Annotated in this window: 22 protein-coding genes and 1 pseudogene; 18 read left to right on the top strand and 5 right to left on the bottom strand. The window is 63.7% G+C overall.

Features of this window, described 5'->3' with window-relative positions; translation table 11 throughout:
• Positions 1–76: 76 nt before the first annotated feature.
• Entirely contained in the window at positions 77–460 is a 384-nt protein-coding gene (locus tag AC0L15_RS17055) for a hypothetical protein (RefSeq protein ID WP_473496608.1), read from the bottom strand.
• Between the two features lie 191 nt (positions 461–651).
• On the opposite strand from AC0L15_RS17055, the gene ureC reads away from it, so the two are divergent.
• The 7 genes from ureC (at position 652) to AC0L15_RS17020 (ending at position 6,276) form a co-directional block, all read left to right on the top strand.
• A complete protein-coding gene (ureC, locus tag AC0L15_RS17050) occupies positions 652–2,364 on the top strand; it encodes an urease subunit alpha (protein WP_473496609.1) in 1,713 nt (570 codons plus the stop codon).
• 105 nt (positions 2,365–2,469) lie between these two features.
• On the top strand, positions 2,470–2,958 hold the full coding sequence (locus AC0L15_RS17045) for a DUF29 domain-containing protein (RefSeq protein WP_473496610.1): 489 nt from the start codon (positions 2,470–2,472) through the stop codon (positions 2,956–2,958).
• 157 nt (positions 2,959–3,115) lie between these two features.
• A complete protein-coding gene (locus AC0L15_RS17040; protein ID WP_473496611.1) occupies positions 3,116–3,685 on the top strand; it encodes an urease accessory protein UreE in 570 nt (189 codons plus the stop codon).
• Positions 3,678–4,349, top strand: coding sequence for an urease accessory protein UreF (locus AC0L15_RS17035; protein WP_473496612.1), 672 nt, complete (start codon positions 3,678–3,680; stop codon positions 4,347–4,349). Before AC0L15_RS17040 ends, AC0L15_RS17035 begins: the two co-directional genes overlap by 8 nt.
• Positions 4,346–4,786: a DUF3995 domain-containing protein gene (locus AC0L15_RS17030; RefSeq protein WP_473496613.1), complete on the top strand. Its 441-nt coding sequence runs from the start codon at positions 4,346–4,348 to the stop codon at positions 4,784–4,786. Before AC0L15_RS17035 ends, AC0L15_RS17030 begins: the two co-directional genes overlap by 4 nt.
• Positions 4,783–5,424 carry an urease accessory protein UreG gene (gene ureG, locus AC0L15_RS17025; RefSeq protein ID WP_287307763.1) on the top strand — a complete coding sequence of 214 codons (642 nt, stop codon included), beginning with the start codon at positions 4,783–4,785 and terminating at the stop codon, positions 5,422–5,424. Before AC0L15_RS17030 ends, ureG begins: the two co-directional genes overlap by 4 nt.
• 84 nt (positions 5,425–5,508) lie before the next feature.
• Positions 5,509–6,276: a class II aldolase and adducin N-terminal domain-containing protein gene (locus tag AC0L15_RS17020; RefSeq protein ID WP_473496614.1), complete on the top strand. Its 768-nt coding sequence runs from the start codon at positions 5,509–5,511 to the stop codon at positions 6,274–6,276.
• On the opposite strand, the gene AC0L15_RS17015 is transcribed toward AC0L15_RS17020, so the two are convergent.
• Positions 6,273–6,905: an HAD family hydrolase gene (locus AC0L15_RS17015; protein WP_473496615.1), complete on the bottom strand. Its 633-nt coding sequence runs from the start codon at positions 6,903–6,905 to the stop codon at positions 6,273–6,275. The genes AC0L15_RS17020 and AC0L15_RS17015 overlap by 4 nt on opposite strands.
• A 236-nt stretch (positions 6,906–7,141) precedes the next feature.
• On the opposite strand from AC0L15_RS17015, the gene AC0L15_RS17010 reads away from it, so the two are divergent.
• On the top strand, positions 7,142–8,098 hold the full coding sequence (locus AC0L15_RS17010) for a sugar-binding transcriptional regulator (RefSeq protein ID WP_473496616.1): 957 nt from the start codon (positions 7,142–7,144) through the stop codon (positions 8,096–8,098).
• Positions 8,099–8,119: 21 nt separating this feature from the next.
• Here AC0L15_RS17010 and AC0L15_RS17005 read toward each other — a convergent pair whose 3' ends face one another.
• Positions 8,120–8,305 carry a hypothetical protein gene (locus AC0L15_RS17005; RefSeq protein WP_419695489.1) on the bottom strand — a complete coding sequence of 62 codons (186 nt, stop codon included), beginning with the start codon at positions 8,303–8,305 and terminating at the stop codon, positions 8,120–8,122.
• Between the two features lie 214 nt (positions 8,306–8,519).
• Here AC0L15_RS17005 and gcvA point away from each other — a divergent pair, with 214 nt between their 5' ends.
• The 9 genes from gcvA (at position 8,520) to AC0L15_RS16960 (ending at position 18,435) form a co-directional block, all read left to right on the top strand.
• Positions 8,520–9,428: a transcriptional regulator GcvA gene (gene gcvA, locus AC0L15_RS17000; protein ID WP_473496617.1), complete on the top strand. Its 909-nt coding sequence runs from the start codon at positions 8,520–8,522 to the stop codon at positions 9,426–9,428.
• A gap of 191 nt (positions 9,429–9,619) precedes the next feature.
• Positions 9,620–10,930, top strand: a complete 1,311-nt coding sequence (locus tag AC0L15_RS16995) for an ABC transporter substrate-binding protein (RefSeq protein WP_023801519.1) — start codon at positions 9,620–9,622, stop codon at positions 10,928–10,930.
• Positions 10,931–11,049: 119 nt separating this feature from the next.
• Complete coding sequence (locus tag AC0L15_RS16990) at positions 11,050–11,922, top strand: carbohydrate ABC transporter permease (protein ID WP_091596287.1); 873 nt, start codon at positions 11,050–11,052, stop codon at positions 11,920–11,922.
• A 10-nt stretch (positions 11,923–11,932) separates the two neighbouring features.
• The gene (locus AC0L15_RS16985; protein WP_287246866.1) at positions 11,933–12,757 is read left to right on the top strand and encodes a carbohydrate ABC transporter permease; all 825 of its coding nucleotides are present in this window, start codon (positions 11,933–11,935) and stop codon (positions 12,755–12,757) included.
• Between the two features lie 50 nt (positions 12,758–12,807).
• A complete protein-coding gene (locus AC0L15_RS16980; protein WP_287246865.1) occupies positions 12,808–13,812 on the top strand; it encodes an ABC transporter ATP-binding protein in 1,005 nt (334 codons plus the stop codon).
• Positions 13,809–14,579 carry an L-iditol 2-dehydrogenase gene (locus tag AC0L15_RS16975; RefSeq protein ID WP_287246864.1) on the top strand — a complete coding sequence of 257 codons (771 nt, stop codon included), beginning with the start codon at positions 13,809–13,811 and terminating at the stop codon, positions 14,577–14,579. The genes AC0L15_RS16980 and AC0L15_RS16975 overlap by 4 nt, the downstream gene beginning before the upstream one ends.
• Positions 14,580–14,649: 70 nt before the next feature.
• Positions 14,650–16,128 (top strand): mannitol dehydrogenase family protein, encoded by a 1,479-nt coding sequence (locus tag AC0L15_RS16970; protein WP_473496618.1) that lies wholly within the window; start codon positions 14,650–14,652, stop codon positions 16,126–16,128.
• Positions 16,129–16,168: 40 nt separating this feature from the next.
• On the top strand, positions 16,169–16,852 hold the full coding sequence (locus tag AC0L15_RS16965) for an HAD-IA family hydrolase (protein WP_128184908.1): 684 nt from the start codon (positions 16,169–16,171) through the stop codon (positions 16,850–16,852).
• Positions 16,849–18,435 carry an FGGY-family carbohydrate kinase gene (locus AC0L15_RS16960; protein ID WP_287246862.1) on the top strand — a complete coding sequence of 529 codons (1,587 nt, stop codon included), beginning with the start codon at positions 16,849–16,851 and terminating at the stop codon, positions 18,433–18,435. Before AC0L15_RS16965 ends, AC0L15_RS16960 begins: the two co-directional genes overlap by 4 nt.
• A 19-nt stretch (positions 18,436–18,454) precedes the next feature.
• On the opposite strand, the gene AC0L15_RS16955 is transcribed toward AC0L15_RS16960, so the two are convergent.
• On the bottom strand, positions 18,455–19,033 hold the full coding sequence (locus tag AC0L15_RS16955; protein WP_287246861.1) for a histidine phosphatase family protein: 579 nt from the start codon (positions 19,031–19,033) through the stop codon (positions 18,455–18,457).
• A 223-nt stretch (positions 19,034–19,256) separates the two neighbouring features.
• Positions 19,257–20,012 (bottom strand): annotated as a pseudogene (locus AC0L15_RS16950) (DUF1194 domain-containing protein).
• Between the two features lie 413 nt (positions 20,013–20,425).
• On the opposite strand from AC0L15_RS16950, the gene AC0L15_RS16945 reads away from it, so the two are divergent.
• A complete protein-coding gene (locus tag AC0L15_RS16945; RefSeq protein WP_473496619.1) occupies positions 20,426–21,946 on the top strand; it encodes an MATE family efflux transporter in 1,521 nt (506 codons plus the stop codon).

Below are 21,946 nucleotides of genomic sequence, written 5' to 3'. Positions count from 1 at the left end.
AAACGTATTCCGCCCTGCGAAGGTTCCCTCCCCGATGCGGCAGGCCGGCCTCGTGCCGGCCCGCCACTGCGTGTCGTCAGCTCGCCTTCTTGGTGATCAAGGTCAGCGAGCCGTTGGCGTCCATGCTGGCGGCGATCACTTGCGCCGAGGTCAGTCCCTTGGCTTCGAGCGCGGATTTGACTTGGGGGGTCGCGTCGATCGAGCTGCGCAATTTCTGCAGGCCGTCCTCGCCGCGCTTGGCGATCACTTCGTTGACCTTCGTCTGCGTTTCCTTGGGCAGTTCCTCGATGTCGACGACGTTGACGGTCTGGATCGCCGGCGCAGCCGGCTGGGTGCCAGGCGCCGCGGGAGCGGGCGAAGCCGGCGGCTCGCCGGGTTGCGGAGCAGGCTGTTGCTGGGCGCTGGCAGCGGTCGCGAGCAGGAGGGTGGCGGCTGCTGCGAGAGATATCGTTTTGCGCATGGATCTTCCTTTCCATCGATTGGCAAACGGTCGTTTTGGGGTGACCTTGCCACCTCAAACGTTAAATGGGATCGGAAGGTGTCGCCCAGCGGGTCATTGCGTGACCATAGGATGGCGACAATGTGGGGCCGGGCTTCGACCGGCTGTATCTTGGGGCTGTATTTCGGGCCGTATTTCGGGAGCAATTGCTGATGGCTAGAATCACCCGCGCCGCCTATGCGCAGATGTACGGCCCCACCGTCGGCGACAAGGTGCGGCTCGCCGATACCGAGCTGTTCATCGAGGTCGAGAAGGATTTTACGCTGCATGGCGAAGAGGTGAAATTCGGCGGCGGCAAGGTCATCCGCGACGGCATGGGCCAGAGCCAGGTGTCCCGCGCCCAAGGCGCGGTCGACACCGTGATCACCAATGCGCTGGTCGTCGATGCCTCAGGCGGCATCTTCAAGGCCGATATCGGCCTCAGGGATGGCCGCATCGCCGCGATCGGCAAGGCCGGCAATCCCGACATGCAAGACGGCGTCACCATCATCATCGGCCCCGGCACCGAAATCATCGCCGGCGAAGGCAAGATCCTCACCGCCGGCGGCTTCGACGCGCATATCCATTTCATCTGCCCGCAGCAGATCGAGGAAGCGCTGATGTCAGGCATCACAACCATGCTCGGCGGCGGCACAGGACCGGCGCATGGCACGCTGGCGACGACCTGCACGCCCGGCCCGTGGCATCTGGCGCGCATGATCCAGTCCTTCGACGCCTTCCCGATGAATATCGGCCTGTCGGGCAAGGGCAACGCGTCGTTGCCGGCCGCGCTTGAAGAAATGGTGCTGGGCGGTGCCTGCTCGCTTAAGTTGCACGAGGACTGGGGCACGACGCCAGCGGCAATCGACTGCTGCCTGTCGGTCGCCGACAACTATGACGTGCAGGTGATGATCCACACCGACACGCTGAACGAGTCCGGCTTTGTCGAGAACACGGTGGCGGCGATCAAGGGCCGCACCATCCACGCCTTCCACACCGAAGGCGCCGGCGGCGGCCATGCGCCCGACATCATCAAGGTTTGCGGCCTGCCCAACGTCATCCCGTCGTCGACCAATCCGACCCGGCCATACACCGTCAACACGCTGGCCGAGCATCTCGACATGCTGATGGTCTGCCATCATCTGTCGCCGTCGATCCCCGAAGACATCGCCTTTGCCGAAAGCCGCATCCGCAAGGAGACCATCGCCGCCGAAGACATTTTGCACGACATCGGCGCCTTCTCGATCATCTCGTCGGACAGCCAGGCGATGGGCCGCGTCGGCGAGGTGGCGATCCGCACCTGGCAGACCGCCGACAAGATGAAGCGCCAGCGCGGTTCGCTGCCGCAGGAGACCGGCGACAACGACAATTTCCGCGTCCGCCGCTACATCGCCAAATACACGATCAACCCGGCCATCGCCCACGGCCTGTCGAACGAGATCGGCTCGGTGGCGGTCGGCAAGCGCGCCGACCTGGTGCTGTGGAACCCGGCCTTCTTCGGCGTCAAGCCGGACATGGTGCTGGTTGGCGGCATGATCGCCGCCGCCCCGATGGGCGATCCCAACGCCTCGATCCCGACGCCGCAGCCGATGCACTACCGGCCGATGTTCGGCGCCTATGGCAAGGCGATGACCAATTCGTCGGTGACCTTCGTTTCCAGGGCGGCGCTCGATGCGGGCCTGCGCGACAGTCTCGGCGTCGACAAGCAGATGGTCGCCGTCGACAACACCCGCGGCGGCATCGGCAAGCATTCGATGGTGCTCAACGACGCCACCCCGCATGTCGAGGTCGATCCCGAAACCTACGAGGTGCGCGCCGACGGCGAATTGCTCACCTGCGAACCGGCCACCGTGCTGCCGATGGCGCAGCGGTACTTTTTGTTTTGATCCCTACCGTCGCCTTGGCGGCTGAGGTCAAATTCGGTGCTCAGTTGTCCAAGGCTCTCTCGTGCCGTTTTGCGATTGTCTCGAAATTGCGGCATGATGGGCCTCATGAACAGGATTGATCGTCTCAGGGCCCTCACTCCCTACGAAGCGGACTACGTCCAGTGGTGCGCCGAGCAAGGCGCATTGTTGCGCGAAGCTCGTTTCTCCGACCTCGATCGTGAGAATCTTGCCGAGGAGATCGAGAGCTTGGGGAGACGTGACAAACGAGAGATTCGCAGTCGGATGGAGGTGCTGCTTGCACATCTCCTGAAATGGGAATTCCAACCCGGCCATCGAAGTCATAGTTGGCAGTCGTCAATTTCCGAACAGCGCATCTGGATCGGAAACATCATCAAGGACAGCCCGAGTCTTCGCCGATATCCCGTTCAGATTTTCGACGAGGCATATAAAGACGCTTTGCTTGTCGCGGTCAGGGAAACGGGTCTCAGGAAATCTCACTTTCCAGGCGAACCTCCGTTCACATGCAAGCAGGCGCTCGATGAACGATTTTGGCCGGGCAATCCACTCTCGATGGGCGATTTCCTGCGGGATTAGCTGGGTCCTTCAGCGACCGCCGCTTTCACACCACCTTCGTCGCCGCCGCCCTCGTCTACCAGATATCGTTCATCCTGCGGCTCTTCGACACGATCGTTTGAGCAGCATTGGGGCGGCGGATGCGATAGGCTACGCTTGTTGGGAAAGGCAGTTTTACATGAAGCTCGACATCCGCACCGATTTCACCAAATTCCCGCGTGCCGTCTCGGTTCTGAGCGCCGGCGAGGCAGGAGCGGTCGCGCCCTACGATCGTGCGGTGCTTGCCCATGACGAGCGGCATCTGCGCCGCCGCGCCATCGAAACTGCCCGTAGCGATAGAGTGCTGGTCGACCTGCCCGAGCCGGTGGCCTTGAACGATGGCGACCGCCTGGTGCTGGAGGATGGCCGTCATATCGAGATCGTCGCGGCCGAGGAACCGCTCTACGATATCCGTGCCAGCGGCCCTGTCCATCTGGCCGAGCTTGCCTGGCATATCGGCAACCGCCATCTTGCCGCCGCCATCGAGGCTAACCGCATCCTCATCCTGCGCGATCACGTTATCAAGGCGATGCTGGAAGGCCTGGGCGCCACGGTGAGCGACGTCTCCGAGCCGTTCAAGCCGCTGCGCGGCGCCTATTCTGGGCACAGTCACGGTCATGCCCATGCCGAGGCGCATGCGCACAGCGGGTCGCATTCCCATACCCATGGCGAATCGCATACCCACAGCCATTCGCACGACCATGACTGACCAGCCTTCCAACGTCGCTTTGTTGCGGCTGATGGCGTGGCTGTCGCCTGCCTTCCCGGTCGGCGGTTTTTCCTACAGCCATGGTCTCGAACAAGCCGTGCATGCCGGCCTGGTCGCCGACAGCAAAGACCTCGCCGCATGGCTGGAGACGCTGGTCGAGATGGGCTCGGGCTGGAACGATGCCGTGCTGTTTGCCGAAAGCTGGCGGCGCGCCCGCCAAGCCGGCGATCTCGCCGAAATCGCCGCCCTCGCCGAGGCCTTGGCCGGCTCGCGCGAGCGCCATGCCGAGACCATGCTGCAGGGCGCCGCCTTCCTGAAGGCGGCATCGGCCTGGCCGTGCCAGGTGCTCGACCGTCTGCCGGCCGAGTGCGCCTATTGCGTTGCCGTCGGTGCAACTGCCGGTGGCAACGCCATTGCCCTGCACGATGCACTGTCGGCCTTCCTGCAGAGCTTCTTTTCCAACCTCGTCCAGGCCGCGATCCGGCTCGGCGTCGTCGGCCAGACCGGCGCCACGGCGCTGCTCGCCGGCTTCGAACCGCTGGCCTTGGAAACTGCCGCTCGCGCCGCCGGCTCGACGCTGGACGATCTCGGCGGCTGCGCGTTTGTCTCGGATGTCATGGCGATGAAGCACGAAACGCAATATTCGCGGCTGTTCCGCTCATGATCGTCCTCGCCTTCGCGCTCTCCTTCGTCCTGCTGCTGATCACCACCCTGCATGTCTATTGGGGCATTGGCGGCATCTGGCCGGGCAGCGACGCTGCCTCCTGCGCCCGCGCTGTGGTCGGCTTTCGCGGCGTCGACGAAATGCCGGCGCCCTTCGCCAGCTTCGCCGTCGCCGCCTGCCTCGGCCTGGCGACACTGTGGCCGCTGGCGCTCGAAGGCGTGTTTGCCACGCCCTTTCCCAAGGCCGGGCTTGCCGCGACAGCGCTGCTCATCGCGCTGGTCTTCCTGGGGCGCGGCATTGCCGGCTTCACGCCGTGGTGGCGCCGGCTGGCGCCCGAACAGCCTTTCGCGCGGCTCGATGTCAGCTATTATTCGCCGCTCTGCCTGGTTGTAGGGCTCGGCTTTGCAGTGTTAGCCATCATGGAGTTCCCTGGATGACACAAGCCAATGGTCCTCTTCGCGTCGGCATCGGCGGCCCCGTCGGCTCCGGCAAGACGACGCTCACCGAAAAGCTCTGCAAGGCGCTGCGCGACGAGTTCTCGATCGCCGTCGTCACCAATGACATCTATACCAAGGAAGACGCCATGATGCTGGCCCGGCTTCAGGCGCTGCCCGAGGATCGCATCATCGGCGTCGAGACCGGCGGCTGCCCGCACACCGCCATCCGCGAGGACGCCTCGATCAATCTGCAGGCGATCGCCGAGATGACCAGGAAATTCCCGGATCTCGACATCGTCTTCATCGAATCGGGCGGCGACAACCTCGCCGCCACGTTTTCCCCGGACCTCGCCGATCTGACGCTCTACGTCATCTCGGTCTGCCAGGGCGAAGAAATCCCGCGCAAGGGCGGCCCGGCGATCACCCGATCCGATTTCCTGGTCATCAACAAGAGCGATCTCGCCCCCTATGTGAACGTCAATCTCGATGTCATGGAGAGCGATGCCGCCCGCATGCGCGGCAAGCGGCCGTTCGGATTTACCGATCTGTCGCGCGGCAAGGGCCTGCAGGAGGTGATCGATTTTATCGTCGAGCATGGCGGGCTGCGCATCGACGCCGCCAGAAGCACGGCGGCGTAAGGCACGGCGCTCGCCTGCACCAAACGAAACCGGTTGCGCGCATCTGCGGCGCGCGGCATCCTCGCTTCTTTCACGGAGGTTTCCATGAGCATCGCCCGCCTGCAGAAGGAAATGCTGACCAACCTGCCCTTCTACGAGGAACGCGTCGATCTGGCTTGCGCCTTCCGCTGGACAGCGCGGCTCAACATGCATGAAGCGGTGGCCAATCATTTCTCGCTGGCGGTCAACGATGACGGCTCGCAATTTCTGATGAATCCCAACCAGGTGCATTTCTCGCGCATCAAGGCGAGCGACCTGCTGCTGATCGACGCCAACGATCCCGATACGCTCTCCGGCCCGGATGCGCCCGACCCGACGGCATGGGGGCTGCATGGCGCCATCCATCGCAATGTCCGTCATGCGCGCTGCGTCATGCATGTGCACTCGATCCACGCCACGGTGCTCGCTTCGCTCGCCGACTCGACGTTGCCGCCGATCGACCAGAACGCGGCGATCTTCTTCAACCGCCACGTCGTCGACGGCCATTATGGTGGGCTCGCCTTCGAGGAAGAGGGCGAACGCTGCTCGCAGCTGCTCACCGATCCGAAGGTCAAGGTGATGGTCATGGGCAACCATGGCGTGCTGGTCATCGGCGATACCGTCGCCGACACCTTCAACCGCATGTTCTATTTCGAACGCGCCGCCGAGACCTACATCAAGGCGCTGTGGACCGGCCGTCCGCTGCGGATCCTGTCGGACGAAATCGCCGAGAAGGCAGCAGTGGAGCAGGAAGATTATCCCGGTCAGGCCGAACGGCACCTGTCCGAATTGAAGGCGATCCTCGACGAGCAGGAGCCGGTTTACCGGGCCTAAAGTCCCAGCTCCGCCCGCAATTCGTCGGCGCTGTCGATGACGATCGCGCCGGGCGGCCCTGCCATGGGCGCTTCCGGCCAGAAGATCGTCCTGATCCCCGCCGCCAGCCCTGCCGTGGCGCCGGTCACGCTGTCCTCGACGGCCATGGCATCGGCTGGATCGACACCGGCCAGCCATGCGGCGCGCAGAAACGGTTCGGCGTGCGGCTTGCCTTCGCGCACGTCGTTGCGGCTGATCGTCTTCATGCCGGGATAGAAAAGACCGACCATGCGCAGATTGGCGTCGACGACCAGCCGGTCGGAATTGGACACCACCGCTTGCGCCACGCCAAGCGCGCGCAGCTCGTTGTAGATCTCGATGGCGCCGGGGCGCGGCTTCAGCGTCTCGGCCATCGGCAGATAGTGGTCGTATTTGCGCACGATCCAGTCGTCGAAGGCCAGGCCGAGGCCGAACTCGTCGCGCAGCATCTCGTAGACCGGCCATGCGGCGATGCCGAGCACACGCTCATGCAGGTTGGCCGGCGCCGCGATGCCGACGCTGTGCAGCGCCGCTATCAGCGCCGCCTCGTGCAACGGCTCGCTGTCAACCAGCGTGCCGTCCATGTCCCAGAAAACCGCTTTCGGCGTCATGCAAGGCTCCTTTGCCCGAATCCCTTAAAGGGTTTGCCTCGGGAGATAAACCGCCGCGCCGGCTGCACCAACATTGTGGGATCTGCTTGGATATTACCACCCACTCGAAACACCGCAGGCACATCGGGAGCTTTACCTAGGCAATTGCTCTGGCAACAGGCAATTGCTTACAAGCGCATTCCCCGGTAGAACTAAATGCGCTCCCGCTCGGTGCTCGGGGGCAGGGAGGCAGCAAGTTGAATTCCCGGCAGGACAGCGGCAGCAACAGGCTGGACGACGCGGCGCGCGCCGGCTGGCTCTATTATGTCGCCGGCAACACGCAGGACCAGATCGCCTCGATGCTCGGCATCTCACGGCAGACGGCGCAGCGGCTGGTGTCGCTTGCGGTGTCGGAAGGGCTGATCAAGGTGCGTGTCGACCACCCGATCGCCAATTGCCTCGACCTCGCGGCCCGGCTGAAATCGCGTTTCGCCCTCGATCTGGTCGAGGTGGTGCCGAGCGATCCTGCTTCCTCCTCCACCATCGGCGTCGCCGTGGCGGCGGCCGCCGAGATCGAAAAGCGGCTGCGCTCGCCGACGCCGATCGTCATGGCGATCGGCACCGGCCGCACGCTGAAGGCGGCAATCGAGCAGCTGCCGCCGATGGAATGCCCGCAGCACAAGGTGGTGTCGCTGACCGGCAACATCTCGCCCGACGGTTCGGCCGCCTTCTACAACGTCATCTTCACCATGGCCGACAGGGTCAAGGCGCGGTCCTTCCCGATGCCGCTGCCGGTCATCGCCTCCTCGCCGCAGGAGCGCGAGATGCTGCTAAGCCAGCCGATGATCCAACCGACGCTGGCGCTTGCCGCGGAAGCCGACGTTACCTTCGTGGGCATCGGCGATCTCGGCCCCAAGGCGCCGCTTTACGAGGACGGCTTCATTTCGGAGAGTGAGTTGAAAGCGCTGCAAAAGGCCGGCGGCGTCGCCGAGATCGTCGGCTGGGTGTTCGATCGCGAAGGCCGGATGATCGAGGGCATCACCAATGACAGGGTGTCGTCGGCATCGTTGCCGTCGCGTGAAAAATCGCTGGTGATAGCGCTCGCCATGGGCGAGCGGAAACTGCCGGGTATCCTTGCGGCTGTTAACCGGCGGCTGGTCAACGGTCTCATCACCGACGAGCGGACCGCCGCCGCCTTGCTGGCCGCCGGCTGATTTGCGATAAATCCAGCAAGGCTATTTGCGCCGGCCGCAAGGATCGTTGCCGTCAAGAAAACCCATGTCGCGCTGCAGATGCGGCGGCAATTCCCTGATGTCGAGATAGGCCCGTTTCCTGGCTCCGTGCCGTGCCAATCCCCGCGCCAGCCGCAAAAACCAGCCTCGCCCTGGCGTCAGAAATAGCTTTTCCTGTACCGTGGTCATGATCGTCAGCCTTCGTTATCTCTGCGCATGACCCCGAAAACCGAGATCGATTTTCGGAAAGGATCATGCGCAAAATCAAAAGTGCTACAGCGTCCTTTGCGCGTCCAAAAAGGACGCGCGGCGCTGTAGACGAGAGTGATCGTCGACCTCAAATATCGGCTGGATCGGGCCTTGCTGCCAATCAAACGTCGATCACGGCCCATAAGGAGGGCTTATGCCTGAACTGAAGTCACGGCAGGTCTCCCAACTCCCTCCGCTTCAGGCGATTCGGGTGTTCGAGGCGGTGGCGCGGCATCTTTCCTTCACCAAGGCCGCCGGCGAGCTCGGCATGACGCAGGCGGCGGCGAGCTATCAGATCAAGCTTCTGGAGGAGCGCGTCGGGGCGCCTTTGTTCCTGCGCCGGCCAAAGCAGATCGTGCTGACCGAGGCCGGGCAACGCATGGCGCCGGCGGTCAGCGAGGCGTTCGCCCTGTTGGGCGGAGCCTATGCCGCGGCGCGCAGCGGCGCCGACGGAGTACTTTGTGTCTCGACGCTGCTGACCTTTGCCTCGAACTGGCTGGCGCAGCATCTCGGTTCGTTCCAGGTCGCGCATCCGTCGCTGGCGGTGCGTCTCGATACATCGAACCGCATCGTCGACTTTGCCCGCGAGGACATCGACATCGCCATCCGTTCGGGCGGCGGAAACTGGCCGGGCGTGGAGGTGCACAAGCTTTTCAATGCGGACTTCACGCCGATGCTGAGCCCGAAACTCGCGGCGACCATCGGCGGGGTGAAGGAGCCAGCCGATCTGTTGCGCCTGCCGATCCTCGACCCTGGCGACATCTGGTGGCGGGACTGGTTTATCGCCGCCGGCCTGCCGGTCGAGGAACTGGCCAAGCGCCCCGGCTCCAGCATGGGTGCGCAGGCCTATGAGGCCAACGCCGCGATCGCCGGGCAGGGCGTGGCGATCGTAACGGCCGCTCTTTTCAAGGCCGAGCTTGCCGATGGCCGCCTGATCCAGCCTTTCGATCTGGTCGGCGACGACGGCCACGCCTATTGGCTGGTCTATCCCCAGGCGCGGCGCAACGTGCCGAAGATCCGCGCTTTTCGCGAATGGATCCTGGCTGAGATCGCCGGCCAATAGTCGATAATCCATCCGGTCAAGCGAGCACCGAAATTCGGCATTTTCGCGCGCCCTAATCCTCCGGAGCAAGATCCCGCACGAGGCTGCGTGCTGCACTGCAGCAACGAATCCGGCTTGACATAAATCACGCGAGGTGAGTAATTGCTCACAGCCAAAGCAAATGCTCAGCTTGGTCCATGGGAGGAATTTTGATGAAACTTCGCACGCTCACCCTGGGTCTGTTGTCGGCCAGCACCCTCGCGTTCGCCGCGCATGCCGAATCCATCACCATCGCCACCGTCAACAATGGCGATATGGTGCGCATGCAGACGCTGACCGACGATTTCACCGCCAAGAACCCCGATATCCAGCTCCAGTGGGTCACGCTCGAGGAGAACGTGCTGCGCGAGCGCGTCACCACCGACATCGCCACCAAGGGCGGCCAGTACGACGTGATGACCATCGGCACTTACGAAGTTCCGATCTGGGCCAAGCAGAGCTGGCTGCTGCCGCTCGACAAGCTCGGCGACGACTATGACGTCAAGGACATCATCCCGGCCATTGCCGGTGGCCTCTCGGTCGATGGCACGCTTTATGCAGCACCGTTCTATGGCGAAAGCTCGTTCGTCATGTACCGCAAGGACCTGATGGAGAAGGCCGGGCTGACCATGCCCGACGCGCCGACCTGGGACTTCGTCAAGCAGGCCGCCGAGAAGATGACCGATCGCGCCAATGGCGTGAACGGCGTCTGCCTGCGCGGCAAGGCCGGCTGGGGCGAGAACATGGCCTTCCTGACCGCCATGTCGAACTCCTTCGGCGCACGCTGGTTCGATGAGAACTGGAAGCCGCAGTTCGACCAGCCCGAGTGGAAGAACACGCTGCAGTTCTATGTCGACCTGATGAAGGCCAATGGCCCAGAGGGCGCATCTTCGAACGGCTTCAACGAAAACCTGGCGCTGTTCCAGCAGGGCAAGTGCGGCATGTGGATCGACGCCACCGTCGCTGCCTCCTTCGTCTCCGACCCGAAGAACTCCACGGTCGCCGACAAGGTCGGTTATGCGCTGGCGCCCGACAATGGCCTGGGCAAGCGCGGCAATTGGCTGTGGGCGTGGTCGCTGGCCATTCCCGCCGGCACGCAAAAGGCTGACGCCGCCCAAAAATTCGTATCCTGGGCAACCAGCAAGGCCTATCTCGAGCTCGTCGCAGCGAAGGAAGGCTGGGCCAATGTTCCGCCGGGAACGCGCACCTCGCTCTACGCCAACCCCGAATACCAGAAGGCGGCGCCGTTCGCCAAGATGACGCTGGACTCGATCAACGCCGCCGATCCGACGCATCCGACCGTCAAGCCGGTGCCTTATGTCGGTGTCCAGTTCGTCGCCATCCCCGAGTTCCAGGGCCTTGGCACCACCGTCGGCCAGCTGTTCTCGGCGGCACTCGCCGGCCAGACCAGCGTCGACGACGCCTTGAAGCAGGCCCAGGACGCCGCCACCGCAACGATGACCGAGGGCGGTTATATCCAGTAGGCTCCTCCCGGTGCCGAAAGCCGGTTGCCTATCTTAACCGGCAGGGGCCGCCCGAATCCCAGTTCGGGCGGCCACCTTCAAACCTTGAAAAATTTGGCTGACCTTGAAGGGTGACCGTCATGGCTACTCAGCAGACCCGTTCGCTTGCCCGCTTCATGATGGCGCCATCCGTGGTGCTGCTGTTCGTCTGGATGATCGTGCCGCTGGCATTCACCCTGTGGTTCTCCTTCCAGCAGTACAATCCGCTCAACCCGATCCGCGACGGCTTCGTCGGCTTCTCGAACTACGCGCTTTTTTATTCCAATCCGGCATTCCTGCAGTCGATCCTCAACACGCTTATCCTCGTGGCCAGCGTGCTTTTGATCACGGTGATCGGCGGCATCCTGCTGGCGCTGCTGATCGATCAGCCGATGTGGGGACAGGGCATCGTCCGCATCCTCGTCATCTCGCCGTTCTTCGTCATGCCGCCGGTCGCCGCGCTGGTGTGGAAGAACATGATCATGCATCCGCAATACGGCGTCTTTGCCGACATTGCGCGTTTCTTCGGCGGGCAGCCGATCGACTGGTTTGGCCAATACCCGATGCTGGCGATCATCATCATCGTCGCCTGGCAATGGCTGCCGTTTGCGACGCTGATCCTGTTGACCTCCCTGCAGTCGCTCGACGGCGAGCAGAAGGAAGCCGCCGAGATGGACGGCGCCGGTTTTGTCAGCCGCTTCATCTATCTGACGCTGCCGCATATGTCGCGCGCCATAACCGTCGTCATCCTGATCCAGACGATCTTCCTTCTGTCGGTCTATGCCGAGATCCTCGTCACTACCAATGGCGGCCCGGGTTACGCCTCCACCAACCTGCCCTTCCTCGTCTACCAGAAGGCGTTGCTGGAGTTCAAAATCGGCCAGGCATCCGCCGGCGGTATCATTGCCGTCATTTTAGCCAACATCGTCGCCTTCTTCGCCATGCGCGCGGTCGGCAAGAACCTGGACAAATAGGGAGGAAACGATGGCACGTGCAGTCAGCACCCAGCACAAGACGATCGCGACCGGGGCCGCCTGGATCGTCGCCCTGCTGATCTTCTTCCCGATCCTCTATACGATCATCACCTCGTTCAAGTCGGAGCAGGAGGCCATCCAGGGCTTCAACCTGTTTCCGTCGGGAACCACGGAAAGCTACACCGCGGTCGAGGCGCAGAGCGGCTACTTCAAGTTCTTCCTCAACTCGGTGTTCCTGTCGGTCGGCTCGACCATCCTGGCCTTGCTCGTCGCCATACCGGCGGCCTGGTCGATGGCGTTCTCGCCGGGCAAGTGGACCAAGGACATCCTGATGTGGATGCTTTCCACCAAGATGATGCCGGCGGTCGCCGTGCTGTTCCCGATCTACCTGATCTTCCGCGATACCGGATTGCTCGACAGCCGCATCGGCCTGATGATCATGCTGATGTTGATCAACCTGCCGATCGTGGTGTGGATGCTCTACACCTATTTTCGCGAGATCCCCGGCGAGATCCTGGAAGCGGCGCGCATGGACGGCGCATCGCTCTGGAACGAGATCGTCTATGTGCTGACGCCGATGGCGGTGCCGGGCATCGCCTCGACGATGCTGCTCAACATCATCCTGGCATGGAACGAGGCGTTCTGGACGATCCGGCTGACCACCACCGAGGCCGCCCCTCTCACCGCCTTCATCAGTTCCTTCTCAAGCCCGCAAGGCCTGTTCTGGGCCAAGCTGTCGGCGGCCTCGACACTGGCGATCGCGCCGATCCTGATCATGGGTTGGTTCAGCCAGAAGCAGCTGGTGCGCGGCCTGACGTTTGGCGCCGTGAAGTAACACCGCCGCGAGCGATGAACGACGGACAATAACCCCTCGGGGAGGAAACCATGGGAAACATCACGCTCAAGCACGTCTCCAAGTCGTTCGGGTCGACGATCATCATTCCGGGCATCGACCTGGTCATCGAAAACGGCGAGTTCGTCGTCTTCGTCGGCCCGTCGGGCTGCGGCAAGTCCACGCTGCTGCGACTGATCGCCGGGCTGGAGGACACCACCGCCGGTACCATCAACATCGACGGCCGCGACGTCACCGGCGAGGCGCCGGCCAAGCGCAAGCTGGCCATGGTGTTCCAGTCCTATGCGCTCTACCCGCACATGACGGTGGCCAAGAACATCGCCTTCCCGCTGAAGATGGCGGGCGAGGACCAGGCGACTATCGACAGGAAGGTGAAGGACGCGGCGCGCATCCTGAACCTCACCAACTATCTCGATCGCCGCCCCGGCCAGCTCTCCGGCGGTCAGCGCCAGCGCGTCGCCATCGGCCGCGCCATCGTACGCCAGCCATCGGCTTTCCTGTTCGACGAACCTTTGTCCAATCTCGACGCGGCGCTGCGCGGCACCATGCGGCTGGAGATCAGCGAGCTGCATCATCAGCTCAAGACGACGATGATCTACGTCACCCACGACCAGGTCGAGGCGATGACCATGGCCGACAAGATCGTCGTGCTCAATGCCGGCAACATCGAGCAGGTCGGCTCGCCGATGGAGCTCTACAAGACGCCGAAGAACCTGTTCGTCGCCGGCTTCATCGGTTCGCCCAGGATGAACCTGATCGAAGGCGCGCCGGCGGCCAAACATGGCGCCAAGACCGTCGGCATCCGTCCCGAACATATGAACATCTCGACGACTTCAGGCGAATGGAAAGCCACGGTCGGCGTCGCCGAGCATCTCGGCTCCGACACATTTCTGCACGTTCAGGCCGACGGTGTCGGGCCGCTGACGGTGCGCGCAGACGGCGAACTGGCCGCCCATCACGGCGACACGATCTATCTGACGCCGGACAAGACCAAGCTGCACCGCTTCGGCGCCGACGGAAAGGCGATGTTGCAATGAGGCTCAGGGGTAAATCGGCGCTGATCACCGGATCGGCGCGCGGCATCGGCCGGGCGTTCGCCGAAGCCTATGTCCGCGAGGGCGCCACGGTCGCCATCGGCGACATCAATCTCGAAGCTGCGGAAAAGACCGCTTCGGAGATCGGCGGCAATGCTTACGCCGTGAAACTGGACGTCACCGACCTCGCTTCGATCGAGGCGGCGGTGAAAGCGGTCGAGACAAGGGCTGGCGGACTGGACATTCTGATCAACAACGCCGCTCTGTTCGACCTGGCGCCGATCGTCGAGATCAGCAAGGCGAGCTACGACAGGCTGTTTTCCGTCAATGTCGCCGGCACGCTGTTCATGCTGCAGGCAGCAAGCCGCTCGATGATCGCGGCTGGCAAGGGCGGCAAGATCATCAACATGGCGAGCCAGGCCGGACGCCGCGGCGAGGCCCTGGTCGCCGTCTATTGCGCCACCAAGGCCGCCGTCATCTCGCTCACCCAGTCTGCCGGGCTCGATTTGATCAAGCACCGCATCAACGTCAATGCCATCGCGCCCGGAGTCGTCGACGGCGAGCACTGGGACCATGTCGATGCCCTGTTCGCCAAGTACGAAAACCGGCCGAAGGGCGAGAAGAAGAGGCTGGTCGGCGAAGCCGTGCCTTACGGCCGCATGGGCACGGCGCAAGACCTCACCGGCATGGCGGTGTTCCTGGCCAGCGACGACGCCGAATACATCGTCGCCCAGACCTACAATGTCGATGGCGGCCAGTGGATGAGTTGAGGGGGCGAAGGCGCTCTTCTCCCCGTCTCCTCCACGGGGGGAAGAGCCGTCCCGCTAAAAGGTAAAGCAGATGACCGGGAAACTCTCTTCTTCCATCCTCGCCAAGCTTCCGCCTGAGGTCGCCGGCCCGAAATATGATCGCGCGGCGCTCAACGCCGGCATCGTGCATTTCGGCGTCGGCAATTTCCATCGCTCGCACCAAGCCGTCTATCTCGACGACCTGTTCAATGCGGGCGTCGGCCACGACTGGGCAATTGTCGGCGCCGGCGTTTTTGAGGGCGAAAAGGTCGGCCGCGGCAAGTTGCAGGAACAGGACTGGTTGACCACCGTGGTCGAGCAGGATTCTGGCCACATGAGCGCCCGCGTCACCGGTGTTATGATCGACTTCCTGATGCCGGGCGACGCGGTCGCGATCATAGAGCGGCTTGCCGACCCGGCGATAAGGATCGTTTCGCTGACCATCACCGAGGGCGGCTATTTCATCGATCCGGCGTCCGGCGTGTTCAACCCGACCCATCCGGACATCGTCGCCGATGCTGAGCCGGGAGCAATGCCGAAGACCGTGTTCGGCATCATTCTTGCCGGGCTGTTGCGCCGCCGCGACGACGGCATCGTGCCCTTCACGATCATGTCCTGCGACAACATCCCCCACAACGGCCATGTCACCGCCGACGGCGTCATCGGGCTCGCGCGGCTGATCGACGAGAAACTGGCGACCTGGGTGAGCGAGAACGTCGCCTTTCCCAACGGCATGGTCGACCGCATCACGCCGGCCACTACCGACCGCGAGCGCGGCATTCTGTCGAGCGAGTTCGGGCTCGACGACAATTGGCCGGTATTTTGCGAGCCGTTCAGGCAATGGGTGCTGGAGGACCATTTCACCGACGGCCGCCCGCCGCTGGAAAAGGTCGGCGTGCAATTCGTCAGCGATGTCGCACCCTACGAGCTGATGAAGATCCGCATCCTCAATGGCGGCCATGCGACCATCGCCTATCCGGCCGGGCTGATGGACATCCATTTCGTCGACGAGGCGATGCAGGAGCCGCTGGTGCGCGGTTTTCTCGAAAAACTGGAGCACGACGAGATCATCCCGACGGTGCCGCCGGTGCCGGGTACCGTGCTGGAGGATTATTACCAGCTCATCGAGCACCGCTTCTCCAATCCGAAGATTGGCGACACCATTCGCAGGCTTTGCCTCGACGGCTCCAACCGGCAGCCGAAATTCATCATCCCGACCATCGCCGACCGGCTGAAGGCCGGCAAGGGCGTCGCCGGCCTGGCGCTGGAATCGGCGCTCTGGTGCCGCTATTGCTTCGGCACCACGGATTCAGGCGCGGTCATCGAGCCCAATGATCCAAGTTGGGACCGGCTGCAGACGACCGCCAGGGCGGCAAAGGCTGCGCCTGCCGCCTGGCTGGCCATGGAGGACATCTATGGCGAGGTCGGCCGCTCGATGCCGTTCGTCGAGGCCTTTGCCAAGGCGCTCGAGGCGCTCTGGGCCGATGGCGCACGTACGACGCTGACGCGCTACCTCGCCGGCAACCTCTAAGATCGGCCCAATGCATGTCCCCGCCGATGAGGGCCCTGCAATGACGCCTGACCTGGTCATTTTCGACTGCGACGGCGTGCTGGTCGACAGCGAGGGGCTGTCCGTTTCGGCGCTGCTTAGCATGATCACGCTTGCCGGCGGCAGTGTCAGCGAGGATGCCGCCTATGAGCATTTCCTCGGCAAAAGCATGAAAAGCGTTCGCGAAATCCTCGGTCGCGACTTCGGACTTGATATCACCGACCTGCATCTGAGCGAGATGCGCGTCGGGCTGATGCGCAAATTTCGCGACGAGCTGAAGCCGATCCCCGGCATCGGCCAGGTTCTTCCGAAGCTTACCGTGCCATGCTGCGTTGCTTCCTCCGGCACGCTGGATCGCATCCGCTATGCGCTCGACGTCACCGGGCTGCTCGGGCTGCTCGAGCCGCATCTGTTCAGCGCCGCCATGGTGGCGCGGGGCAAGCCGGCGCCGGACCTTTTTCTCCACGCAGCCGCCAAAATGGGAGCGATCCCGCAAAATTGCGTCGTCGTCGAGGACAGCCCCGTCGGCGTCGCGGCGGCACGGGCGGCGGGAATGCGCGTCCTGGCCTTCACCGGCGGCTCGCATGCCGGCAACCCGGCACTGAAAGCGCGGCTTGCGTCGAGTGAGCCGGACTTTATATTCGCTGACATGCTGCAACTGCCCGATCTGATTGCAGGCCTGGGAGCGAGAGTAAGAACATCTTGACGAACAGTTTCGTTTGCGCGGTCGATGTCGGCACCGGGAGCGCTCGTGCGGGCATTCTCGACACCAGAGGCACCTTGCTCGGCCGCGCCGAGCATCCGATCGTCATGAACCGGCCGAAGGCCGATCACGCCGAGCACGATTCGCAGGATATCTGGTCGGCGGTCTGCATTGCGGTGCGCGCCGCCCGCGAAAAAGCCGGCGTGTCAGCGCAGGATATCGTCGGCATCTCCTTCGACGCCACCTGCTCGCTGGTGGTGCGCGGCAAGGATGGTGGCCAGCTCAGCGTGTCGGTGTCAGGCGAAAGGCGCTGGGACACTATCGTCTGGCTCGATCACCGCGCTATTGCCGAGGCCGATGAATGCACCGAAAGCGGCCATGCCGTGCTCGACTATATCGGCGGCGTCATGTCGCCGGAAATGGAGACGCCGAAGCTGATGTGGCTGAAGCGCAACCTGCCCGCAACATGGAGCGAAGCCGGCTATCTATTCGACCTCGCCGACTTTCTCAGTTGGAAGGCAACCGGTTCGCTTGCCCGCTCGCAATGCACGCTGACCGCCAAATGGACCTATCTGGCGCATGAAGAGACCGGCTGGCGGCACGACTTCTTCAAAGCCGTCGGGCTCGGCGATCTTTTCGAGCACGGCAATCTGCCTGACAAGGCCAGCCCGGTGGGCGCCGATATCGGCCGGCTGAGCGCGCAAGCCGCGGCCGAGCTTGGCCTGAGCGAACAATGCCGGGTCGGCGCCGGCGTCATCGATGCCTATGCCGGCGCGCTCGGCGTGCTCGGCGGCTTCGCCGGCGATGAAACCAACATCGGCCGGCATCTGGCGCTGATCGCCGGCACTTCGAGCTGCGTCATGGCGATGTCGCCCGACCCGCAACCCTTTGCCGGGGTCTGGGGCCCGTATTATGGCGCGGCCCTTCCCCGGCTTTGGCTGTCGGAAGGCGGCCAATCGGCCACCGGCGCGCTGCTCGATCACATCATCCGCTGGCACGGCGCCGGCGGCGAGCCGGACGCCGCCATGCACGCCAGGATTGCCCGGCGCGTTGTCGAGTTGCGCGCCATAGAGGGCGAAAATCTGGCCGGAAGGCTGCATGTGCTGCCGGATTTCCATGGCAACCGCTCGCCGCTCGCCGACCCGCATGCCGTCGGCGTCATCACCGGTCTGACGCTGGATACCTCCTTCGACAGCCTGTGCAAGCTGTATTGGCGCACCGCCATCAGCATTGCGCTGGGCGTGCGGCATGTGCTGGAAGCCCTGAACGAGAACGGCTATCTGATCGACACGCTGCATGTCACCGGCGGTCACACCAAGAACCCGCTGCTGATGGAGCTTTATGCCGACGCCACCGGCTGCACGGTGGTCGAGCCGCTGGCCGATGAGGCGGTGCTGCTCGGCACCGGCATGATCGCCGCCACCGCCGCCGGGCTTTTCCCCGATTTGAACGCCGCCTGCGTCGCCATGCAGCAAGGCGGCAAGACGCGAGAGCCCAATTCGGCGGCCGCCGGCCGGTTCGACCGCGACTACCGCGTGTTTTTGGAGATGCACCGGCAGCGGCAGGCGCTGGACGCGATCAGGTAGGCTCGAATGGCTTGTACCGCTACCTCTGGTTCCAGCGCCGGATAATTGGCTCGCCAAGGTCGTGCTCATAACCGAGCACGCTTGTGCTGGCGGTATCCAGCACGAAAAGCGCGCCATCTTGCGGCGGCAGGCCGAGCCAGCGCGCCGTCAGCACCCGCAGGAAATGCGAGCTTGAGAACACCAGGACATTGCCGTTGACGTCACGCAATTCATTGACGATCCGATCGGCCCTTGCGCTGACATCCTCTGCCGCCTCGCCGTCAGGGCAGCCGTCGCGAAACAGACGCCAGCCGGGACGCTCGACGAGGATCTGCTTCGTGGTCAGTCCCTCGTAAGCGCCGTAATCCCATTCCGCCAGATCGGCCTTCTTCATGCCGGCCGAACCGAAGCCGGCAAGCGCGCAGGTCTTGAAGGCGCGCTGCGACGGGCTCGACCAGACTGCCTGGAACGAAAGCCCCTGCAACCGCTCAGCGACCCGCCCGGCGGCCGCCTCGCCGGCTGGCGTCAACGGTATGTCGGTCAGGCCGGTGTGCTTTCCCGACGCGCTCCATTCCGTCTCGCCATGCCGAACCAGATGGATTTCGGGAAACGCGCTCATCCGCATGCCCTTTCGAGACACTGGGTATACAGCCTGCCCGGCTAGAAACCGCCTGAAGAGCAGACCTCATCGACTTCTACACTTCTACAGTCGCTGCTTCCGACGGTATTGCAAGCGGCGCGACCGGATCTCACGAGGATCGGCGACGATCATCGCCAGTTTCCGAAATGCGCCGGCGGGGCGGATGATCCAGGGATATCCAGAGAAGAGACAGCGGGATCTGCTACCGAGTGGTGCGATCATTGCTCGGCGCAGCGCTGCTGATCTCCAGAACGAGCTTTCTGCGAATGGCGACCGAATAGTCGGCGGGCGAAGCGGGCGCGATGACGAATGATCCTGCCCCGCCGATGACATTCTCCCTGAAGTAGCCGGGAAGGTCGGTGATAACGCCGGGCTCGGTTCGCTCCACTGCGATTGCGTTGATGATGTAACCCTTGGCAACCGCTCGCCGGCGGCTTTCCGTCACCGGCAACCCGTCATTGTTGGTTCCATTCGAGGAGACATCGATAATGTTCTTTCTTGCAGTTCCCGGAAACCTGTCGAGCAATTGGCCGCTTACGTCGATCGCGAAGGAAAGAGACGTTCTTCCGCGAGAGCTGCGCCCTTGACCCGTGTCGCCCGCCCTGTCGGTGGTTGAGGCCGCAGCTGCAGCTTGCCCACTGTCGCATATTGTCGTCCACGGCAGCACCGTCTGGAGGCGTCCAACGCTCGACTATTGGATGTAAGTGATGGCAATACATCCGACCAGGCCGCCGGCGATGGCGTACGCCACCTCTTTCGAACGGAGTGCGTCGACATGCCCCTGTCGCTGCAGAGTCGCATGTTCGATGTTTATTGAGGCGGACTTGTCGACCGCAAAGACGAACGCCGCGTCGACATCGTTTGCCCAGGCCTTCGCGCCAGGGAAGGGTACAATGGCGGCAAGCAAGCAAACGCCGGAAACGAGGCTGCGGAGGCTCCGCAGCGTTGCATGAGACATGGGGCGTTTCCTCGTTCCCCGCTTAAGGCGCGTCGCGTTTGAACCGATTCATGCGACGCGCTTGAAGTCTTTGTTTTTGTGCATGCTGTTGGTCCAAAACCGCCGCACACCTTTGGGTCAAGCCCAGGGGCACGCTTTTGGGCGATATGCACCAGCCGCGAGATTCTAGATGAACCCGACATTCTCGCTTCTCCAGGCAAGCACCGTCATCGTCCATTTGAATGACAGGGCACAGCGCCGTACGGATCGCTGGCTCAACGCTTCCCCTAAGCCAGCCCCCTTGCCATACCTGCCCATTTCGTGGACAAGCCGTGCGGATAATGCGGAATCCGGGCCGATCACGGCCATTTTCCGCGCTGAGACGCGGCTTCCGGCCCTTTTTGCCGACGCGCCGCAATCGGATAGGCGAAATAATGTCTGCGATCGAAGCCGGCGCGCGCGCGCCGGAAAATCTTTGGCGTCGGGAAATCAAGGCGACGCTGGCGCTCGCCTGGCCGATGGTGCTCACCAATCTCGGCCAGACCGCGATGACCGCCACCGATGTCATGATGATGGGGCGGCTGGGTCCGGACACGCTGGCCAGCGGCGCGCTCGGCGCCAACCTCTATTTCATGCCGCTGATCTTCGGGCTCGGCCTGATGTTGGCGACCTCGCCGATGATCGCCACGGAACTCGGCCGCCGTCGCCACTCCGTGCGCGATCTGCGCCGCACCGTGCGGCAGGGCCTGTGGCTGGCGATCCTCATCTCAATCCCGATCTGGATATTTCTCTGGTACGGCGAGGCCGTGTTGCTGGCCATGGGCCAGGAACCGGCGCTGGCGCATCAGGCCGGTATCTACCTGCGCTGGCTCGAATGGGCGGTGCTGCCGTTCTATGGCTATATCGTCCTGCGCTCGTTCATCTCGGCGCTGGAGCGGCCTGGTTGGGCGCTGGTCATCGTCTTCGTTGCCGTCGCCTGCAATGTGTTTTTCAACTGGGTGTTCATGTTCGGCAATCTCGGCGCCCCTTCGATGGGCATCGCCGGCTCCGGCCTCGCCACCACGCTGTCCAGCGTGCTGATGTTCGCCGGCATGGCGGCGGTGGTGATGCTTGAGCCGAAGTTTCGCCGCTACCAACTGTTCGGGCGGTTCTGGCGGGCCGACTGGCCGCGCTTCAAGGGCCTGCTGCGGCTCGGCCTGCCGATCGCCGGCCTGCTTGCCTTCGAGGTGACGATCTTCAACGCGGCGGCCCTCCTCATGGGGCTGATCGACGCCGCCTCGCTCGCGGCGCATGCCATCGCCATCCAGATCGCTTCGATCAGCTTCATGGTGCCGCTTGGCCTCAACCAGGCGGCGACGGTGCGCGTCGGGCTCGCCCATGGCGCCGGCAATCCGGAAGGGGTTTCCCGTGCCGGCTGGACCGCTTTTGTCATCGGCGTCTCATTCATGGCGCTGATGGGGCTGGTGATGATCCTGTGGCCGCAATTGCTGATCAGCGCCTTCATCGATCTCGCCGACCCGGCCAATGCCACTGTGATCGGGCTTGCCGTGTCGTTCCTGGCCTTTGCCGCGCTGTTCCAGATTTTCGATGGCGCCCAGGCCGTGGCCGCCGGCATGCTGCGCGGCCTGCACGACACCCAGGTGCCGATGATCTATGCCGCGATCGGCTATTGGGGCATCGGCCTGCCGCTCGGCGTCCTGCTCGCCTTCCATTCCGGGCTCGACGGCGTCGGCATCTGGATCGGCCTGTCGTTGGGGCTGGCGGTGGTGGCGGCGCTGCTCCTGGCGCGCTGGCTGGGGGGGGGGGGGGGGGCGCCCCCCCCCGGCGGGGGGGGGGGTTTTGGGGGGGGGGGGGGCGCCCCGGGGGGGGGGGGGGGGGGGGCCCGCGGCCCCCCCCGCCGCTCTACTTTGGGCATTGATGAAAGCGGCTTCGTCACGAGCAGGACGGGGTCGTGA

This window comes from Mesorhizobium sp. WSM4846, from assembly GCF_055811415.1.
Note: the sequence above shows the minus strand (reverse complement) of the source record. Positions and strands in the feature narration are given on the sequence as shown.

Bases quoted from the DNA above. Each gene is read 5' to 3' on its own strand.
- AC0L15_RS16995 (WP_023801519.1), top strand. From the start codon at position 9,620: ATGAAACTTCGCACGCTCACCCTGGGTCTGTTGTCGGCCAGCACCCTC.
- AC0L15_RS17020 (WP_473496614.1), top strand. From the start codon at position 5,509: ATGAGCATCGCCCGCCTGCAGAAGGAAATGCTGACCAACCTGCCCTTC.
- AC0L15_RS17045 (WP_473496610.1), top strand. From the start codon at position 2,470: ATGAACAGGATTGATCGTCTCAGGGCCCTCACTCCCTACGAAGCGGAC.
- AC0L15_RS16985 (WP_287246866.1), top strand. From the start codon at position 11,933: ATGGCACGTGCAGTCAGCACCCAGCACAAGACGATCGCGACCGGGGCC.
- AC0L15_RS16975 (WP_287246864.1), top strand. From the start codon at position 13,809: ATGAGGCTCAGGGGTAAATCGGCGCTGATCACCGGATCGGCGCGCGGC.
- AC0L15_RS17035 (WP_473496612.1), top strand. From the start codon at position 3,678: ATGACTGACCAGCCTTCCAACGTCGCTTTGTTGCGGCTGATGGCGTGG.
- ureC (WP_473496609.1), top strand. From the start codon at position 652: ATGGCTAGAATCACCCGCGCCGCCTATGCGCAGATGTACGGCCCCACC.
- AC0L15_RS17040 (WP_473496611.1), top strand. From the start codon at position 3,116: ATGAAGCTCGACATCCGCACCGATTTCACCAAATTCCCGCGTGCCGTC.
- AC0L15_RS16990 (WP_091596287.1), top strand. From the start codon at position 11,050: ATGGCTACTCAGCAGACCCGTTCGCTTGCCCGCTTCATGATGGCGCCA.
- ureG (WP_287307763.1), top strand. From the start codon at position 4,783: ATGACACAAGCCAATGGTCCTCTTCGCGTCGGCATCGGCGGCCCCGTC.
- AC0L15_RS16970 (WP_473496618.1), top strand. From the start codon at position 14,650: ATGACCGGGAAACTCTCTTCTTCCATCCTCGCCAAGCTTCCGCCTGAG.
- AC0L15_RS17015 (WP_473496615.1), bottom strand. From the start codon at position 6,905: ATGACGCCGAAAGCGGTTTTCTGGGACATGGACGGCACGCTGGTTGAC.
- AC0L15_RS17030 (WP_473496613.1), top strand. From the start codon at position 4,346: ATGATCGTCCTCGCCTTCGCGCTCTCCTTCGTCCTGCTGCTGATCACC.
- AC0L15_RS16955 (WP_287246861.1), bottom strand. From the start codon at position 19,033: ATGAGCGCGTTTCCCGAAATCCATCTGGTTCGGCATGGCGAGACGGAA.
- AC0L15_RS16980 (WP_287246865.1), top strand. From the start codon at position 12,808: ATGGGAAACATCACGCTCAAGCACGTCTCCAAGTCGTTCGGGTCGACG.
- AC0L15_RS16965 (WP_128184908.1), top strand. From the start codon at position 16,169: ATGACGCCTGACCTGGTCATTTTCGACTGCGACGGCGTGCTGGTCGAC.
- AC0L15_RS17005 (WP_419695489.1), bottom strand. From the start codon at position 8,305: ATGACCACGGTACAGGAAAAGCTATTTCTGACGCCAGGGCGAGGCTGG.
- gcvA (WP_473496617.1), top strand. From the start codon at position 8,520: ATGCCTGAACTGAAGTCACGGCAGGTCTCCCAACTCCCTCCGCTTCAG.
- AC0L15_RS17055 (WP_473496608.1), bottom strand. From the start codon at position 460: ATGCGCAAAACGATATCTCTCGCAGCAGCCGCCACCCTCCTGCTCGCG.
- AC0L15_RS16945 (WP_473496619.1), top strand. From the start codon at position 20,426: ATGTCTGCGATCGAAGCCGGCGCGCGCGCGCCGGAAAATCTTTGGCGT.